Annotated in this window: 13 protein-coding genes and 1 tRNA gene; 8 read left to right on the forward strand and 6 right to left on the reverse strand. The window is 72.5% G+C overall.

All coding sequences use genetic code 11. The features are described from left to right. The first annotated feature begins 285 nt into the window (after nucleotides 1-285). Both AB0L34_RS26205 and AB0L34_RS26210 read left to right on the forward strand, forming a co-directional pair. A complete protein-coding gene (locus AB0L34_RS26205; protein WP_357456383.1) occupies nucleotides 286-1,551 on the forward strand; it encodes an aspartate kinase in 1,266 nt (421 codons plus the stop codon). Between the two features lie 5 nt (nucleotides 1,552-1,556). Beyond that, nucleotides 1,557-2,618 carry an aspartate-semialdehyde dehydrogenase gene (locus tag AB0L34_RS26210; protein WP_357456386.1) on the forward strand — a complete coding sequence of 354 codons (1,062 nt, stop codon included), beginning with the start codon at nucleotides 1,557-1,559 and terminating at the stop codon, nucleotides 2,616-2,618. A gap of 9 nt (nucleotides 2,619-2,627) precedes the next feature. Here the strand turns inward: AB0L34_RS26210 and AB0L34_RS26215 are convergent, their stop codons facing one another. Next, entirely contained in the window at nucleotides 2,628-4,049 is a 1,422-nt protein-coding gene (locus AB0L34_RS26215; protein WP_363707457.1) for a diguanylate cyclase, read from the reverse strand. 217 nt (nucleotides 4,050-4,266) lie between these two features. On the opposite strand from AB0L34_RS26215, the gene AB0L34_RS26220 reads away from it, so the two are divergent. Then, on the forward strand, nucleotides 4,267-5,049 hold the full coding sequence (locus AB0L34_RS26220) for a phosphodiesterase (protein WP_363707459.1): 783 nt from the start codon (nucleotides 4,267-4,269) through the stop codon (nucleotides 5,047-5,049). A 101-nt stretch (nucleotides 5,050-5,150) separates the two neighbouring features. Here AB0L34_RS26220 and AB0L34_RS26225 read toward each other — a convergent pair whose 3' ends face one another. Together AB0L34_RS26225 and AB0L34_RS26230 are read right to left on the reverse strand one after the other, a co-directional pair. After that, entirely contained in the window at nucleotides 5,151-5,780 is a 630-nt protein-coding gene (locus AB0L34_RS26225) for a hypothetical protein (RefSeq protein ID WP_363707461.1), read from the reverse strand. A gap of 90 nt (nucleotides 5,781-5,870) precedes the next feature. Next, entirely contained in the window at nucleotides 5,871-6,665 is a 795-nt protein-coding gene (locus AB0L34_RS26230; protein ID WP_363707463.1) for an alpha/beta hydrolase, read from the reverse strand. Between the two features lie 309 nt (nucleotides 6,666-6,974). On the opposite strand from AB0L34_RS26230, the gene AB0L34_RS26235 reads away from it, so the two are divergent. Together AB0L34_RS26235 and AB0L34_RS26240 are read left to right on the forward strand one after the other, a co-directional pair. Continuing rightward, on the forward strand, nucleotides 6,975-8,687 hold the full coding sequence (locus AB0L34_RS26235; RefSeq protein ID WP_363707465.1) for a bifunctional metallophosphatase/5'-nucleotidase: 1,713 nt from the start codon (nucleotides 6,975-6,977) through the stop codon (nucleotides 8,685-8,687). Between the two features lie 396 nt (nucleotides 8,688-9,083). Beyond that, on the forward strand, nucleotides 9,084-10,139 hold the full coding sequence (locus AB0L34_RS26240; RefSeq protein ID WP_363707474.1) for an IS30 family transposase: 1,056 nt from the start codon (nucleotides 9,084-9,086) through the stop codon (nucleotides 10,137-10,139). Between the two features lie 73 nt (nucleotides 10,140-10,212). Here AB0L34_RS26240 and AB0L34_RS26245 read toward each other — a convergent pair whose 3' ends face one another. Further along, nucleotides 10,213-11,496: an MFS transporter gene (locus AB0L34_RS26245; RefSeq protein ID WP_363707467.1), complete on the reverse strand. Its 1,284-nt coding sequence runs from the start codon at nucleotides 11,494-11,496 to the stop codon at nucleotides 10,213-10,215. A gap of 162 nt (nucleotides 11,497-11,658) precedes the next feature. On the opposite strand from AB0L34_RS26245, the gene AB0L34_RS26250 reads away from it, so the two are divergent. Then, the gene (locus AB0L34_RS26250) at nucleotides 11,659-12,132 is read left to right on the forward strand and encodes a hypothetical protein (protein ID WP_357456404.1); all 474 of its coding nucleotides are present in this window, start codon (nucleotides 11,659-11,661) and stop codon (nucleotides 12,130-12,132) included. Between the two features lie 226 nt (nucleotides 12,133-12,358). Then, nucleotides 12,359-15,193, forward strand: coding sequence for a hypothetical protein (locus AB0L34_RS26255; protein ID WP_363707469.1), 2,835 nt, complete (start codon nucleotides 12,359-12,361; stop codon nucleotides 15,191-15,193). 207 nt (nucleotides 15,194-15,400) lie between these two features. Here AB0L34_RS26255 and AB0L34_RS26260 read toward each other — a convergent pair. Both AB0L34_RS26260 and AB0L34_RS26265 read right to left on the reverse strand, forming a co-directional pair. Continuing rightward, nucleotides 15,401-15,477: transfer RNA gene (locus AB0L34_RS26260), tRNA-Pro, on the reverse strand. A gap of 163 nt (nucleotides 15,478-15,640) precedes the next feature. Next, nucleotides 15,641-16,534 (reverse strand): metallophosphoesterase, encoded by an 894-nt coding sequence (locus AB0L34_RS26265; RefSeq protein WP_363707471.1) that lies wholly within the window; start codon nucleotides 16,532-16,534, stop codon nucleotides 15,641-15,643. Between the two features lie 25 nt (nucleotides 16,535-16,559). Between AB0L34_RS26265 and AB0L34_RS26270 the strand changes: the two genes are divergently transcribed. Beyond that, nucleotides 16,560-17,015, forward strand: a complete 456-nt coding sequence (locus AB0L34_RS26270; protein ID WP_363707473.1) for a GatB/YqeY domain-containing protein — start codon at nucleotides 16,560-16,562, stop codon at nucleotides 17,013-17,015. Nucleotides 17,016-17,154 lie beyond the last annotated feature (139 nt).

A 17,154-nucleotide genomic window follows, 5' to 3' on the forward strand; every position in this document is an offset into this window, starting at 1 on the left:
CCCGGCCCGGGCGGACTGACGATCGCGCCCGTGGGGGCCGGCCGGACTCAGGTGGGCGTGCACCGGGTCATTCTGCGGCCCGCGAACGGCGCGCGGGGCCCCTGCCGCCCCGTCCGCCCGGCGTGTCGCGCGCCACGCCCCCCGCGTCGGCCGGGCCGGATCGTGGGATCACCTGACCCGACCGAGCCGGTCGACCGATACCCTGAAGGCGTCTGACACACGCCGCCGGCCCCGACCGGCGGCGTCGGCACGCTCAGGGTCGTCGCTGGGAGGGAGCGCACCGTCGTGGCACTCGTGGTGCAGAAGTACGGCGGGTCCTCCGTCGCCAACGCCGAGCGGATCAAGCGCGTGGCCGAGCGCATCGTCGCCGCGCGCAAGGCCGGCGACGACGTCGTGGTGGTGGTCTCCGCCATGGGGGACACCACCGACGAGCTGCTCGACCTGGCCAACCAGGTCAGCCCGCTGCCGCCGGGCCGCGAGCTGGACATGCTGCTCACGGCCGGGGAGCGGATCTCCATGGCACTGCTCGCCATGGCCATCCACAACCTGGGGTACGAGGCCCGCTCGTTCACCGGTTCGCAGGCCGGCGTGATCACCACGTCGGTGCACGGCCGGGCGCGGATCATCGACGTCACGCCGGGCCGGCTCAAGGGCGCGCTCGACGAGGGCGCGGTGGTGATCGTGGCCGGCTTCCAGGGCGTCTCCCAGGACACCAAGGACGTCACGACGCTGGGCCGGGGCGGTTCCGACACCACCGCCGTCGCGCTGGCCGCCGCCCTGCACGCGGACGTCTGCGAGATCTACACCGACGTCGACGGCGTCTTCAGCGCCGACCCGCGGATCGTCCCCGACGCGCGGCACATCAAGCAGATCACCTACGAGGAGATGCTGGAGCTGGCCGCCTGCGGCGCCAAGGTCCTGCACCTGCGCAGCGTGGAGTACGCCCGCCGGGCGGGCTTGCCGATCCACGTCCGTTCGTCATACTCGACCAACACCGGCACGATGGTCACCGGATCGATGGAGGACCTTCCTGTGGAGCAAGCACTGATCACCGGGGTCGCCCACGACCGCAGCGAAGCCAAGATCACGATCGTGGGGGTGCCCGACGAGCCGGGCGCCGCCGCGCGGATCTTCGACACCGTGGCCGGTGCCGAGATCAACATCGACATGATCGTGCAGAACGTCTCCACCGAGGGCACCGGGCGCACGGACATCTCCTTCACCCTGCCCAAGACCGACGGCCCGACGGCCATGGCCGCGCTCAGCAAGATCCAGGAGTCGGTCAAGTTCAAGGGCCTGCTCTACGACGACCACGTCGGCAAGGTGTCGCTGATCGGGGCGGGCATGCGCTCGCACCCCGGCGTCGCGGCCGGCTTCTTCGCCGCCCTGGGCGCGGCCGGCGTGAACATCGAGATGATCTCCACCTCGGAGATCCGGGTCTCCGTGGTCTGCCGCGACACCGACCTGGACGCCGCCGTGCGCGCCATCCACGAGGCGTTCGACCTCGGCGGCGACACCGAGGCCGTCGTCTACGCGGGGACGGGACGGTAGCCCCCGTGTCGTCGCTGCCCACCCTGGCCGTGGTCGGAGCGACCGGTGCCGTCGGCACCGTGATGTGCGAGCTGCTCACCGGGCGGAAGAACGTCTGGGGAGAGATCCGGCTGCTCGCCTCCGAGCGCTCGGCCGGGCGGCGGGTGCGCTGCCGGGGCGAGGAGCTGACCGTCCAGGCGCTGACCCCGGAGGCGTTCGACGGGGTCGACGTGGCGATGTTCGACGTGCCGGACGACGTCTCCGCGCGGTGGGCCCCGGTCGCGGTGGGCCGGGGCGCCGTCGCGGTGGACAACTCCGGCGCCTTCCGGATGGACCGCGACGTCCCGCTGGTGGTGCCGGAGATCAACCCCGAGCAGGTGCGCAACCGGCCGAAGGGGATCATCGCCAACGCCAACTGCACCACCCTCGCGATGATCGTCGCGGTCGCCCCGCTGCACCGCGAGTACGGGCTGCGCGAGCTGGTGCTCGCCTCCTACCAGGCGGTCTCCGGTGCCGGTCAGGCCGGCGTGGACACCCTGCACACCCAGCTCACCAAGATCGCCGGTGACCGGGCCCTCGGCTCCCGCCCCGGCGACGTACGCCAGGCGGTCGGCGACGAGCTGGGCCCGTTCCCGGCGCCGCTGGCGCTCAACGTGGTGCCCTGGGCGGGCTCGCTGGCCGAGGCGGGCTGGTCGTCCGAGGAGATGAAGCTGCGCAACGAGTCGCGCAAGATCCTCGGGCTGCCCGACCTCAAGGTCTCGGCCACCTGCGTACGGGTGCCGGTGGTGACCGGCCACTCCGTCGCGGTGCACGCGGTCTTCGCCACCGAGGTGGACGCCGAGGGCGCCCGCGAGGTGCTGCGCAACGCGCCCGGGGTGATCCTGGTCGACGACCCGGGCGACGGCGAGTTCCCGATGCCGATCGACGCGGTCGGCACCGACCCGTCCTGGGTGGGCCGGATCCGCCGCGCCGTCGACGACCCGCGCGCCCTCGACTTCTTCGTCACCGGCGACAACCTGCGCAAGGGCGCGGCCCTCAACACCGCCCAGATCGCCGAACTCCTCGCCAAGGAACTGACCCCCCGCTGACGGGTGCGGTCAGGCGGCGGCCAGGCGGACGCCGTCGCGGCCGTGCCGCTTCACCGCGTAGAGCGCCTGGTCGGCGCGGCGCAGGGTGAGTTCGGGGGACTCGCCGGGGCGGGGCAGGGCCACCCCCACGCTGATCGTGCGGCCGATCTGCCGCGCCGCCTCGGCGAGGCGCTCGGCGATCCGGACGGCCTCGTCGGGGCGGTTCACCTCGATCACCGCCACGAACTCGTCGCCGCCGATCCGGTACAGCTCGTCGCCGTGCCGCAGCGCCCCCTCGAGGGCCCGGGCCAGCCGGACCAGCACCCGGTCACCGGCCTGGTGGCCGTACGTGTCGTTGACGCTTTTGAAGCCGTCCACGTCGATGGCCAGCAGGGCCGTACGACCGGGGGTGGCCACGGCGATGCGCCGGCCGAACGGGCCGGTGTGGCGCAGCCCGGTCAGCGGGTCGGAGTTGGCCTGCTCGCGCAGCCGGGCGACGGTACGCAGCCGGTCCAGGCAGCTCCATGCCTGGCCGGCGAGCAGCTCCAGCAGGTTGACGGTGGTCGGGTCGGGGCGCAGCAGCCGCTCGTCGGCGACCAGCAGCACCCCGCCGTCGCCGGGTGGGCCGACCGGCACCGCGACCAGGGTGCGCACCCCGGCCCGGGACAGCGGCCGGTGGTCGGGGACCGGCGGGTGTCCCGCCTCGCCGAGCGTGTACCCCACTCCGTGGTGGTGGGCGCGGCTGATCATCCGGCCCAGCGCGGTGGGGCCCGCCTCGGTCAGCTCCGCCCGGATCCGGGACTCGAACTCGCCGGGGATGGCCGTGGGCGCGCCCAGCCGGGGCCCCTCCGGCCCGGCGAGCACCAGCACGGCGGCGGAGAGGGTGGAGACGTCCCGGGCCGCGGCGATCGCGGCGGCGAACAGGTCCCACTCCGTCGACGCGGAGGTCAGCGCGGTGGCGTGCCGGAGCAGCTTCTCGCTGCGGCTCTCCGCGGGCGGCCCGCCGAGCGCCACGATCCGGGCACCGAGCCGGGCGGCCAGCCGCTCGGCGGTCTCCCCCCACCGGGCCAGGTCGGCCGGCCCACGCCACTGGAGGTCCAGCACGCCGATCGGCCGCCCTGCCGGGTCCAGCACCGGTACGCAGACCTCGGCGGTGACGTCGGGGCGTACCGGGATGTAGTCGGGGTCGTCGGCGACGTCCGGCACGACGGCGGTCTCGCCGGAGGCGTACACCCGCCCGACGATCCCGGTCTTCGGCGGCACGGTCGAGAAGACCTGCCAGGAGCCGGTCGCCGCGACGCAGCGGAGCCGGTCGTGCACCTGGAGCAGGACGGAGATGGTGGCCGGCGCGTGCCGGGCGAGCGCGGTGACGGTCCACTGGCACGCCTCCAGGGCGGTCGACGCCATGGGGAGGCGGACCGTCACGTCACGGATGACTCGCTCGTGATCCACGGGGCACGTCGTTCCAGGTTGGGAGGGGTGTGGGCCGGCGGGCGGGCCCGCACCAAGGGTACTCAGCGAGGCGTCGTACCGCCCGGGAGCAAGATCCTCCACAGCCTTCGTACACATGTGCTATCCACAGGCTGTGGACACGGCCTGTGGGTTCGGGCGGGCCGCGCGGCGGGGTTCGCGGCGATAGCGTGAGGGTCCCGGTCGAGTGGAGGCACGGATGCTCATCGCCCAGCTCAGTGATCCGCACGTGACCACCGGCGTGCTCGCCGCCGAACCGGCCGTCGGCCTGCACCGTGCCCTCGGCCGGGTGCTGGCGCTGGCCCCCCGGCCGGAGTGCGTGGTCATCACCGGCGACCTCGTCGACCACGGCCGCCCCGACGAGTACGCCGCGCTGCGCGAGATCATCGGCCGGTTCCCGCTGCCGGTGCACCTGGTCGCCGGCAACCACGACGACCGGGAGTCGCTCCTCGACACCTTCGGCGGCACGCCGTGGCTCGGTGGCGGTTTCTCCGCCTACTACCACGTCGACCACCCCGAGGCGACGATCGTGGTGCTGGATTCGCTGATGCCGGCCGGCGACGGAGCCGGGTGCCTCGGCGAGGACCAACTCGGCTGGCTGGACGGGGTGCTGGCCGGCCGGCCGGAGGTGCCGGCCGTGGTCTGCCTGCACCACCCGCCGGCGCCGGTCGGCATCCCCGTCGCCGACGACATCCGGCTGACCGACGGGGACGCGCTGGCCGAGGTGATCGCCCGGCACCCGCACGTCGCCCGGGTGGTCGCCGGGCACGTCCACCGCCCGGTCACGGTGACCTTCGCCGGCACGGTGCTCACCACCGCGCCGAGCACCTGGCGGCAGTGCTCGCTCACCATGAGCGCCGACGAGCAGATCGGCTGGGTCACCGAGCCGACCGGCTTCCTGCTGCACCAGGTCGCCAGGGGTGGCTGCGTCACCCACCTGGTGCAGGTCAGCCACGCCGCCGGCAAGACCTGCGGATTCTGACCTGGGCCGCTGACCGCCGGGACGGACGGGTGCCGGGCTGACCGGCGCACCGTCTCTTCCCTCGGGCGGGCAACGGGGAGGACCGGGACCCTCGGGGCTGGTCAGGCCGCCGTCGGCGTGCGGGTGCCGTCGTCGCCGGACCGGGCCGGCTCGTCGGGCGCCCGGCGGGGCGAGGCGCGGCGGAACCGGGCCCAACGGGAGCGGACCATCTCGTGGAGACGGTTGGACCAGGCGCCGAGCAGCAGCAGGAGCATGGCCGCCCCGACGGCCCAGGCCAGCTTGTCGGCGGTCGTGCGGATGCCGGGGAACGTGACCGCCAGGGCGAGGGTGGACACCCCCGGGAAGATCACCCCCATGGCGAGCGCCTGCGCCACGTGCCCGTCGTGCTTACGCCGCCAGTAGAAGGCCTCCCAGCCGAAGAGGCTGGGCTCGCCGGTGTAGCGCGCGATGGCGGGGCGCAACACCTGCTCGAGGTACTGACCGGCGATACGGATGTCCCGGTACTGGGAGACGACGCTCAGCCCCAGGGCGGTGCTGAGCACCGGCAGGAGCAGGAACATCCGGAGGTCTGCCTTCTCCGAGAGGACGAAGCCGGCGACCGCCGCGACCGCGGTCAGGTTCGCCCCGACGAGCGCCTGGTTGTGGTTGGCCTTGCGCTCGATCGTCGTCCGGATCGCCGCCGCGTCCGCCAGGGCCGCCTCGAGGGCCCGGTTCTTCTGCTCCTCCGACACCCTGCCTCCTCCGGCGCTCACCCACTCCGGTGTATCAGCGGCCGTCAATAGCGCCCGGCATGCCGCCGCCGTCGGTGAGGCGGACGGGCGTCAGCGGAGGAGGACGTCGCGCAGCACCGGGGCGAGCGCCTCGGCCGGCACCTCGTGGTAGCCGCCGTCAAGGCTGACGTGGCGGGCACCCGGAATCGCCTCGGCCGCCGCGCGGGCGCCGTCGCGCAGCCACTGCGGGCTGCCCGTGCTGTCGACCACCACGGTGGGGACGGTGATCGTGGCCAGGCGGTCGACCGGCGGCACGCCGCCGGCGCTGATCAGCGTGTCGTACGGGAGGGTGTGCGCCAGCGACTCCAGGTGGGGCCACACCGGCTCGCCGCGCATCCCGGCCACCGCCTCGGCGGGCAGCCCCACCGCGTGGAGCATGAACGCCTCGACCGCACCGGCCCGGTCGCCGGCGGCGATCAGCTCGGCCGTCCGGGCCGAGACGTCCGGCCGGGGGCCGGTCTGCGGGCCGACCTGGAACGGCGGCTCGAACAGGGCGAGCCCGCCGACCGGCAGCCCGTGCGCCGTGGCGAGCGCGGCGAGGATCGCGCCGGACGAGACGCCGTAGAGGTGCGCCGTGCCCCCGACCGCGGCGACCAGCGCCGCGATGTCCTCGATCTCCCGGTCGACCGCGTACGGCGCGGTGTCGCCGCTGTCGCCCCGGCCGCGCCGGTCGTAGCCGACGACGGTGAAGTCCGGCGCGAGCGCCCCGGCCAGCGCCCGGGTGGTCGACCGGTCGTTGAAGGCGCCGCCGACCAGGATGATCGCTGGCCCGTCGCCCGCGCGCTCGTACGCGATCCGGGTGCCGTCGGCCGACCGCACCGTCTCCACCACCAGGCCCTCGCTCATCCGATCATCCTTCCCGTCGTACGCCGTCCGTCCGGTCCTTTCTAGACCACCCACCGACAACCGCGACGACCGGCCATCGCCGGCCGGGCATGTCGGAAACGCCCGTCCAGACGTCCCCCGATCGAAGACGTATCCCCAGGTCTGCGGGGCCCGCCCCCGTCGACCGGCGGCGGCCGGCGATGAGAGGCTGTCCCCGACGCGGCGGCGGTCCCCCACCGCCGCCACCGCGACCGAACCCCGCCGACGGCGCGGGCCCGACCGGTGTCACCATCGCCCGGGCGCCCGCGCCGGCTTCTCACGAGGAGTTCCATGTCCATCCCCGGGATGCGTCGGGCCGCCATCGGCCTGACCGCGCTCGCCGTGACCGCGTTCGGCGCGGTCACGACCACCCCCGACCAGGCGGACGCCGGCCCGAAGCCGGTCGCCGTCAAGCTGCTCGCCCTCAACGACTTCCACGGCAACCTCGAACCGCCGACCGGCACCACCAACGGCACCATCGCCGGGCAGCCCGCCGGCGGGGCCGAATACCTCGCCACCCAGCTCGCCGAGCTGCGCAAGCGCGCCGCCAAGGAGCAGAACACCATCACCGTGGCGGCCGGGGACCTGATCGGCGCCTCCCCGCTGCTCTCCGCCGCGTTCCACGACGAGCCGACCATCGAGGCGCTGTCGCTGGCCGGGCTCGACTACGCCAGCGTCGGCAACCACGAGTTCGACGAGGGCGCCGACGAGCTGCTGCGCATCCAGAACGGCGGCTGCCACCCCGTCGACGGCTGCGCCGACGGCACCCCGTACGAGGGCGCCGGCTTCCGGTACCTGTCGGCCAACGCGTTCAGGACCGCCACCGGCCAGCCGCTGCTCGCCCCGTACGCCATCCACAAGGTGCAGGGCGTCAAGGTCGGCTTCATCGGCATGACGCTGGAGGGCACCCCGCAGATCGTCAGCCCGCAGGGCGTCGCCGGCCTGACCTTCGCCGACGAGGCGCAGACCGCCAACCGGTACGCCCGCGAGCTGCGTGCCAAGGGCGTCGAGACCATCGTCGTGCTGCTGCACGAGGGCGGCACCCAGGACGCCACCGGCGGCATCAACGACTGCAAGGGCATCTCCGGCCCCATCGTGGACATCGCCAACCGGATGGACCCGTCGATCGACGTCGTCGTCAGCGGCCACACCCACCAGGCGTACAACTGCGACATCGCCGGCAAGCTGGTCACCAGCGCCAGCTCCTTCGGCCGCCTGGTCACCGACATCGACCTCTCCATCGACCGGCGCACCGGTGACGTCATCACCGCCAAGGCCGAGAACGTGGTGGTCAACCGGGAGGTCGACAGGGACCCGGCGCAGACCGACCTGATCAACCGCTACAAGGCCGTGCTCGGCCCGGTGGCCGGCCGCGAGGTCGGCCAGACCACCACGGAGATCAAGAAGACCCAGGAGATTCTCTTCGACAAGACCCTGGGCGAGTCCCCGATGGGCAACCTGATCGCCGACGCGCAGCTCGCCGCCACCGACGACGAGCAGGGCGCGGTCGCCGCCTTCATGAACCCCGGCGGCGTACGCGACGAACTCGACGCCGGCGTGGTCACCTACGAGGAGGCCTTCACGGTGCAGCCGTTCGGCAACAACCTCGTGACGCTCGACCTCACCGGCGCGCAGCTCTACTGCATGCTGGAGCAGCAGTTCGTCACCGGCCGGACGCTCTACCCGTCGTCGACCGTCCGGTACGTCGTCGACCCGGCCGGCACCACCGGCACCGTGGCGGACCCGTGCGCGGGCACCCGGGTGGTCCGGGGCAGCCTCAGCTTCGGTGGCGTGGCGGTCGACGCCGGCACCACGTACCGGGTCACGGTGAACAACTTCCTCTCCGGCGGCGGTGACGGCTTCAGCGTCCTCACCGGCGGCACCAACGTGGTCACCGGGATGATCGACCTGGACGCGTTCGTGGCGTACCTGGCCGCCGAGTCCCCGGTCTCGGCGCCGGCGCTGGACCGCATCCGCACCACCGCGGAGGTCCCCGCCGCCTGAGGCGGTGTACGCACCCGACGGGCCCCGGAGCACCTCTTGGGGTCTAGCGGTCCTCGCAACACCCAGACTTCTGGGAGTTGCGAGGACCGTGTCCGTTTCCGCTGGACTCATGGCGAAGTTCTTCGAGGTGTTCGATCGCGTCGGTAGCGTGGCTGCTGCTGCGGTCGAGGCAGGTGTCAACCGGAACACCGCGTACGGGTGGGCTCGTCGGGCGGGGCGCCGCTCGACGGTGGCTTCGCGGCGTCATCCCCGCCGGGATGAGTACGAGTGTCTGCGCAAGCAGGGGGTTGCCCGACGCCCGCGCAGCAGGTCGGGGTGAACGAGCGCACCGCCAAGGACTGGGACTGGGGAGTACGCAAGACAGGCAGCTCGCGGACGTATCCGGATGGGCGTCGGGTGGACTACAACACCGGGGTGACCACTGAGGTGCTGCCGTCGCTGACGGCGCTGGACAAGCAGCTGCACACACGGTTCCTGACCTTGGCGCAGCGGGAGACGATCGCGGACATGCGTCGTGTCGGCCGGTCGCTCAACGCGATCGGGCGAGCGCTCGGACGGCCCGCCTCGACGATCAAGCGTGAGATCGACAACCACGCCGACACCGACGGCGTCTACCGTGCCTACGCCGCGCACCGGGCCTGGACCGCGTCTCGGTCCCGGCCCAAGGACCGCAAGCTCCTGCAGGACGGTCCGCTGCGTGACTTCGTGGTCGAAGGGCTGCGCAAACGCTGGTCACCGCAGCAGATCTGCAACGCTCTGGTCAGGCAGTACCCCGACGACCAGGAGATGCGGGTGAGCCCGGAGACGATCTACCAGGCGTTGTACGTCCAAGCCCGCGGCGCGCTCAAACGCGAGGTCACCGCCGCGCTGCGTACCGGCCGCACCCGACGCAAGCCACATCGCCGCCCCGACCAGCGCACCCCGCGGTTCGCCGACGGCATGGTCATGATCAGCGAGCGCCCGGCCGAGGTCGCCGACCGCGCCGTGCCCGGCCACTGGGAAGGCGACCTGATCATGGGGACCGGCAACCAGTCCGCGATCGTGACGCTGGTCGAGCGTGCCACCCGGTACGTGATGCTCGGACACCTGCCCGGCGGACACACCGCCGAGGAAGTCCGCGACGTCCTCGTGGAGCTCGTCACCACGCTACCGGCCCATCTACGCGGATCCCTGACCTGGGACCAAGGAGCCGAGATGGCTGCCCACAAACAGTTCACGGTCGCCACCGGGGTGCCCGTCTACTTCTGCGACCCGCACTCGCCCTGGCAGCGCGGATCGAACGAGAACACCAACGGCCTGCTACGCCAGTACTTCCCCAAAGGCACCGACCTGTCCGTCCACGGGCCCGAGGACCTCGAGCACGTCGCCCAAGAACTCAACGGCCGCCCACGACAAACGCTCGGCTGGGAAAACCCAGCCGAGCGTCTGCGTGATCTACTGACAGCCAACTAAGCCATCAGGTGTTGCGAGGACCCCCAGAAACCGCCCCTGCTCCGGGGCCCGTCTCCGCTGCGCCCCGTGGTGGTCAGGCGTGGGCGGGGGCCGGCTCGGCGGCCGGCGGGGCAGCCGGCACGCGGCCGTCCTGGACCGCCGTGAGCAGCGGGCGCAGGGAGAGCGCGAGCAGCGAGGCCACCAGGCAGCCGCCGACCACCACCGCGACCCAGATCCGGCCGTCGGCTGCCCCGATCAGGGGGCCCGCCGTCACCGGGCCGATCACCCCGCTGATGCCGAAGATCATCGAACTCATGGCGTTGTAACGCCCGCGCAGCTCGTCCGTGGCGAGCGCGTTGGTCAGCGCGGGCATCACCGGCGACAACAGCGTCTCGCCGAAGCCGAAGATGGCCGAGCAGGCCACCACGCCGAGGGCGGCGACCAGCGCGTTGCCCGGACCGACCTGGCCGGCGGCGCCGAGGACCAGCCAGGCGGTCGCGAAGACGGCGCCCACCACGGCCAGCCCGCCCGTCCGGCTGCGCCCCTCCATCCGGCGGATGACCAACAGTTGGGCGAGCACGATCATCACCGTGTTGCCGGCCAACGCCCAGGCCACCACGCGCGGCGTCACCTCCACCACGCGCACGGCGTACGCGGCGAAGCCCACCTCGATCTGCGCGTACCCGCAGGTGGTCAGGACCAGGCCGAAGACGACCAGCCGGCGGAACGGCCGGTCCCGCAGCACGGTGAGGTAGCCGCCGGCCGACGGACTGTCCCCGGTCGGCCCGGCGGCGAGCCGGTGGCCCACCCGGGGCAGGCTCAGCAGGATCAGCGCGGGCATCAGGTAGCTGATCGCGTCGAGCACGTAGATCGCCTGGAAGGTGACCGGGCGGGCGGTGTCGACGATCGCGCCGGAGATCAGGCCGCCGATGCCGATGCCGAGGTTGAGCAGGGCGAAGTTCAGCCCGTAGACCCGCTGCCGCTCGTCGTCGTCGGTGAGCGAGGCGAGGATGGTGTTCTGCCCGGACCAGATGGCCGAGCTGCCGATCGCGATCAGCGTGATCACCACGAAGGCCGAGGCGGTCGAGTCGACCAGCGCCAGCGAGCCGGTGCCGGCCGCCTCGACGAGCAGGCACGGTACGACGATCCGGCGCGCGCCGAAGCGGTCGATGAGCGTGCCGCCGAGCGGCGACAGGGCCAGGGTGACGGCGCCGTACCAGCCGATCACCAGGCCGGCGCGGGCGTCGGTGAGGCCGCGGACGTCGGTCAGGTAGATGAACAGGAACGGCAGGGTGAGGCCGCGCCCGACCGCCGACAGCAGGGTGCCGACAAGGATCCGCCGGGCTTCCGGACGGCGGGGCAGGGCACGACTGAGCATGCCGCGATTCTGTGTGCCGGGTACGACGACAGGCGAGCCGTTTACGACCCGCCCCGCGCGGCCCGACGCCGCCCGGTGATCAAGGACACGTTCGCGCCGACCGGCCCGCGCCGTGGTGCCGGGGCCGGCTCGCTGTCGGGCCCGTCTGCGATGCTGGCCGGGATGACCACGACCTGGCGACACCTGCCCGCACCGGCCCGCGAGATCGCCACCGCCGCCGCCGACGCGGTCGCCGCCGCGCGCGAACGCGACCCCGACGCGTACGACGTCTCGGTGGCCCGGCTCGCCGCGGCCGAACGGTCCGGCCTGGTCCTCGGCGCGGTGGTCCGGCTGCTGCTGGAGGAGGGCCACCCGGACGGCCTGGACGGCGACGACGTCCGGCAGGTGCTCGAACGCTGCGTACGGGACGCGGCGCGGTGGCGGCCCGACGTCGACCCGCACGTGGTGCTCGTCCTGCTGGCGGGTGCCCTCGGCGTCTACGACCCGGACGGCGACGAGTCCCCGCCCGACCCGCCGGCCGTGGCGCGGCACGCGCCGCTGCTCGTGGCCGACCTGCTCGCCGCGACCGGCCGGCCGCTCGACGGCTACCTGACCGCCGCGTTCGCCGAGATCGCCCGCACCGAACGCCACGACTGAGCGCGTCCGAGGTGCCGCCAGCCGGGTCGCGCCGGCGGGGCCGTCGACGGTCGGAGCCGACCCGATTTTCGGGTCGGTGGGACGTAGCCGTACCTCGATATGCTCGGGCCCCTCGATGGCGAAGCGCGCCATTGCCAGGGGGAAGGAACTGCCCGTGCGCGCACGAAGATTGGTGGCCGCATCACTCGGGATCATGCTTGGTGTGGGTCTGGTCAATGTCGTCACGATGCCGGCACAGGCTTACGAGCAGCGGGATGTGGTCAGGTCCGGCTGGGCCTACACCGATTCCCACCTGCCCGACCGGTCGTTCGTCAACCCCGCCGGAGACGCGCCGATCGGCGCCTGGGCGGACGCGGACGGCAACAAGCACAAGTCTCGGTCCTACTTCACCTTCGACATCTCGCGCTTCCGTGGAGCCGTCATCCACAAGGCGGACCTGGTCATCGCGGAGCGCTCGGCGGCGGACTGCGGGTCGGCCCAGCCGGTCGAGCTCTGGCGCACCGATCCGATCAAGGCGACCACGAGTTGGGAGTCGACGCCGCGCCGACGTGAGCTGCTCGGCACCGTCCAGGCCGGCGGGGCGGTCACCTGCCCCGGCTACCTGGTGTGGGACATCATGCCCGCGTTGCAGAAGTTGGCGAACCAGGACGAGCAGACCCTCACCGTCGAGATCCGCGTGCCGCACGGCTTCGAAGGAAAGCTCTCCCACGGCAGAAAGTTCCGCCCGTTCCCGACGATCCGCAGTGAGGCCAACCGCGCACCGACCGTGGCGCAGATCGGGCTCGAGTTTCCGTCCTGGTCGTGCGGTTCGAAGGAGGACCCGCAGCCCGTGGGGGCGCGTAACCACACCCTGATGCTCCGGGGCGCGGACGCGGACAGCAACGACTTCAACTTCACCGGGCAGTTCGCCGCCTGGCCGGTCGGCCACGAGGACCAGCGTTCCGAGCGGTTCGGGTCGAGTTACGGCGCCACGCTCTCCAAGGTCGGCTGGGACATGGCGCGATACCCGCACGGCACCGTGGTGGCCTGGACCGCCCGTGCCTACGACGGTCACGACTACTCGGAGTGGGCCGAGCCGTGCTACGTCAAGGTCGACGGGGAGCGGCCGGCCGCACCCGTGATCACCTCGGCCACTTACCCGGATGACGGCCTGCCGCATGGCGGCTCGGGAGTTCCGGGCACGTTCACGTTGAAGGCGAACGGATCGCCGGACGTGGTCGGCTACTACTGGGGACGCTTCGGCCAGACGTACAACTACGTCCCCGCGCCGGAACCGGGCGCGGACGCGACGTTCGAGTACACGCCGACCTCGTTCGTCGAGTATCTCAGCGTGCGGAGTGTGGACAGCGCGTCGAACTCCTCCGAGGTGACCGATTACCGGTTCCTCGTGCGATCGACCGCGCCGGGAGTGCGGGTGACGGTCGGCGGTGTCGGCCTGCCGAGCCAGTTGGCGATCTGGACCAACGTCGAGGGGGTCACCGAGTTCGGCTACCGGATCGGTGACGGCGACGAGGTCAGGGTCCCGGCGAACGCCGTTGGCACCACGGAGGTCCCGGTGGTGTTTCCGCAGGCTGGTTCCATCAGGCTCCACGTGCGCAGCTACGTCGGTACCGAGTTCGTCGGCGCGCACACGGAGGACGTGTGGGTCCGCGACACCCCGTTGATCGGGTCGACCGACTTCGCCTTCCCCGACCACGACGGCGTGGTCGATCGTCCGGGCAGCTTCACCTTCCGGCCCGGCCGCCCCGGCGTGGTGGCGTACGAGTACGCGTTCCTCTACGACGACTGGCAGCGGATCGAGGCGGGAGCAGACGGCACCGCGGTGCTGCGATGGACGCCGACGGAGCCGAACTGGTACGTGCTGAAGGTGCGCAGCATCAGCGCCGACGGCACCGTCTCCGAGATCGCGCAGTACGAGTTCAACGTCATCGACATCAAGCCGACCGTCTACTCCAGCACCTACTACGAGCACGGCGCGTGGGGCGGCGTGGGCATCCCCGGCGAGTTCACCTTCGACACGGCGATGCCGGACGTGGACGTCTACCTCTACCGGCTCAACGACGGGCCCGAGCAGACCGTAGATCCGGAGTACAGCTGGGCTTACGTGACGCTTGCACCCGACCGCTCCGGCAGCAACACGCTCACGGTACGGACGCGCTTCCTGGACGGGTCCTTCTCGCCACCGCGGACCTACACGTTCGAGGTCAGCGACGCGCCGGTGGTGTCGTCCAGCGACTACCCCGAGAACGACGCCGCCGGTCAGCCCGGCCAGCCGGGTCGGTTCACCTTCAACCCGGGCCGCTCCGGCGTGGTGGAGTACCGCTACGTGCTGGAGTACAGCGGCGAGGAGCAGGTCGTCGCCGCGGGAGCGGACGGCAGGGCGACGGTCGAGATCACGCCGGCCCATCCCGGGTACACCCTGTTGACGGTCACGAGCCGGACGGCCGATGGCACGGTCAGCGCGGAGCGGCGGTACTACTTCCGCGTCCGTGACCCGCGCGTGAACGTGAGCAGCGCCTACGACGAGTACACGCCCCGTGGCGGGATCGGCGCGACCGGCAGGTTCGGGGTCTACACCGAGATCGGCGAGGTGACCACCTTCGAGTACCAGCTCAACGGCGGCACCTGGCAGAGCGTGCCGAAGACCCCCGACGCCTTGGTGACCGACATCTCGGTGACCATGGACCGCAACGGCGAGAACGTCTTCTCGGTGCGGGGCCGGACCGCGGCTGGCGAGTACACCCCTCAGACGGACTACCCGTTCCTGGTCGGCACGGCACCGCTGGTGTCGTCGGCTACCTATCCGTCCGGTCAGTGGGCCGGTGGCGTGGGCGTGCCGGGTGAGTTCACCTTCACGCAGGGCATGCCGGGCGTGGTGGAGTTCGAGTACAGGGTCGATGACGGCGAGCCGGTGATGGTGCCGGCGAACGGTGCCGGGGTTGCGACCGTCAGCTACACCCCGACCTCGACGAGTTCGCACACCATGAGGGTGCGCGGACGTACGGCCGACGGGGTGTGGACCGACGCGACGAACTACTCCTTCCTGGTCGACGTCTCCTGACCGGCGCTGACGCGGTGGGCCGTCCCGGATGGGGCGGCCCACCGCACGAGCGGTTACCTGAGCTGCGACACGCGGACCACCTGCAGCCTCTTCCCCTGGCGGTCTCGACCGGGCCGCCTGGACATGAAGTGAGCCTCGCCACACCGAGTTGGACGTCCAGGAAACGCCAGAGGGCACATCCAGCGATTGGATGTGCCCTCTTACCTCTGGTCGGGGTGGCCGGATTCGAACCGACGACCTCTTCGTCCCGAACGAAGCGCGCTACCAAGCTGCGCCACACCCCGAGGCGTGCCGACAAATAGTAGCCCACCCGCTCCGGTGGTCAAACTCGGTACCCCCGGTGGTCCGGGCGGCTTGCCCGGACCACCGGACGGGGCAGCTCGACAGCGCGATCGGCGGCACTGTCCCGGCAGGGCGGGGAGCCGGCCCGGCCTGCCGGCGTACGGGTCAGCGGGGGATCAGGGTGAGCACGCTCGCCTCCGGCGGGCAGGCGAACCGGACCGGCGCGGTCGGGTGGGTGCCGAGGCCGGCGGAGACGTGCAGCCAGGAGTCGGACCCGGGCCAGCGGTGCAGGCCGCGTGCCATGGAGCGGGGCAGGCCGCAGTTGGTGACCAGCGCCCCGACGCCCGGCACGCAGACCTGGCCGCCGTGGGTGTGCCCGGCGAGCAGCAGCCCGAAGCCGTCGGCGGCCATCCGGTCGAGCACGGCCGGCTCGGGGGAGTGGGTCAGCGCGATCGACAGGTCGGCCGCGGGCGACACCGGTCCGGCGACGGAGTCGTAGTCGTCCCGCTCGATGTGCGGGTCGTCGACCCCGAGCAGCTCGACCGCCCGGCCGCCGGCCTTGACGACGGTGCGGGCGTTGTTCAGGTCCGCCCAGCCGGCCCCGGTGAGGACGTCGCGCAGCTCCTCGTGCGGCAGCTCCGCGCCCTCGGTGTACTCGCGGTCGGGCAGGAAGTACGTGAACGGGTTCTTCCAGACCGGCCCGGTGTAGTCGTTGGAGCCGAAGACGAAGGCCCCGGGGTAGTCGAGGAGCGGCTGGAGGGCGCGCAGCACGCCGGGCACGGCGCCGGGGTGCGCCATGTTGTCCCCGGTGACCACGACCAGGTCGGGGTCGAGCGCGGCCAGCGACGCCACCCAGCGCTGCTTGCGCCCCTGGTCGGGCATCATGTGCAGGTCGGACAGGTGCAGGACGCGCAGCGGCTCGGCGTCGGCCGGCAGCACCGGCACGTCGTACCGCCGGAGGGTGAACATGTTGCGCTCGACGAGCGACGCGTACGCCAGGGTCGCCGCGCCCAACGCGACGGTCCCGGTCGCAAGCCGGAATAGTGTGCGCTTTCGCATGGCGTTCAGGGTAGTTTCACCGTCCATGAGCACGCTGAAGGACCGTCTGACCGCCGACATGCGCGCCGCTCTCAAGGCGCGCGACGAGCTGACCACCTCCACCCTGCGGATGGCGCTCGCCGCCGTCGGCACCGCCGAGGTCGCCGGCAAGGCCAAGCGCGAGCTCACCGACGACGAGGTGCTCGCGGTGCTGACCAAGGAGGCGAAGAAGCGCCGGGAGGCCGCGACCGCCTTCGCCGACGCCGGCCGCACCGAGCAGGCCGCGAAGGAGACCGCCGAGGGCGAGGTGCTGGAGCGCTACCTGCCGAAGCAGCTCTCCGAGGCCGAGCTGACCGAGCTGGTCGCGGGGGCGCTCGCCGCGGGTGGCTTCACCGGCAAGGCGCAGATGGGCCCGGCCATGAAGGCGGCCCAGGCCGCGGTGGCCGGCCGGGCCGAGGGCGGGAGGGTGGCCGCGGAGGTACGCCGGCAGCTCGGCCTCTGAGCCGCCGCGCGACCCGATCCGCGTACGCGAAACGGGGGGGCCCCCCCCGGGGGGTGGCCCCCCCGTTGCGGCGGTACGGGGGGCGGAGGCGCCCGTGGGGGCCGGCGGGCGGCCCCGGGGGGGGGGGGGGGGGGCGGGG

Origin of the sequence: Micromonospora sp. NPDC052213 (assembly GCF_040679695.1) — a bacterium.
In the GTDB taxonomy this organism is placed as follows: domain Bacteria; phylum Actinomycetota; class Actinomycetes; order Mycobacteriales; family Micromonosporaceae; genus Micromonospora.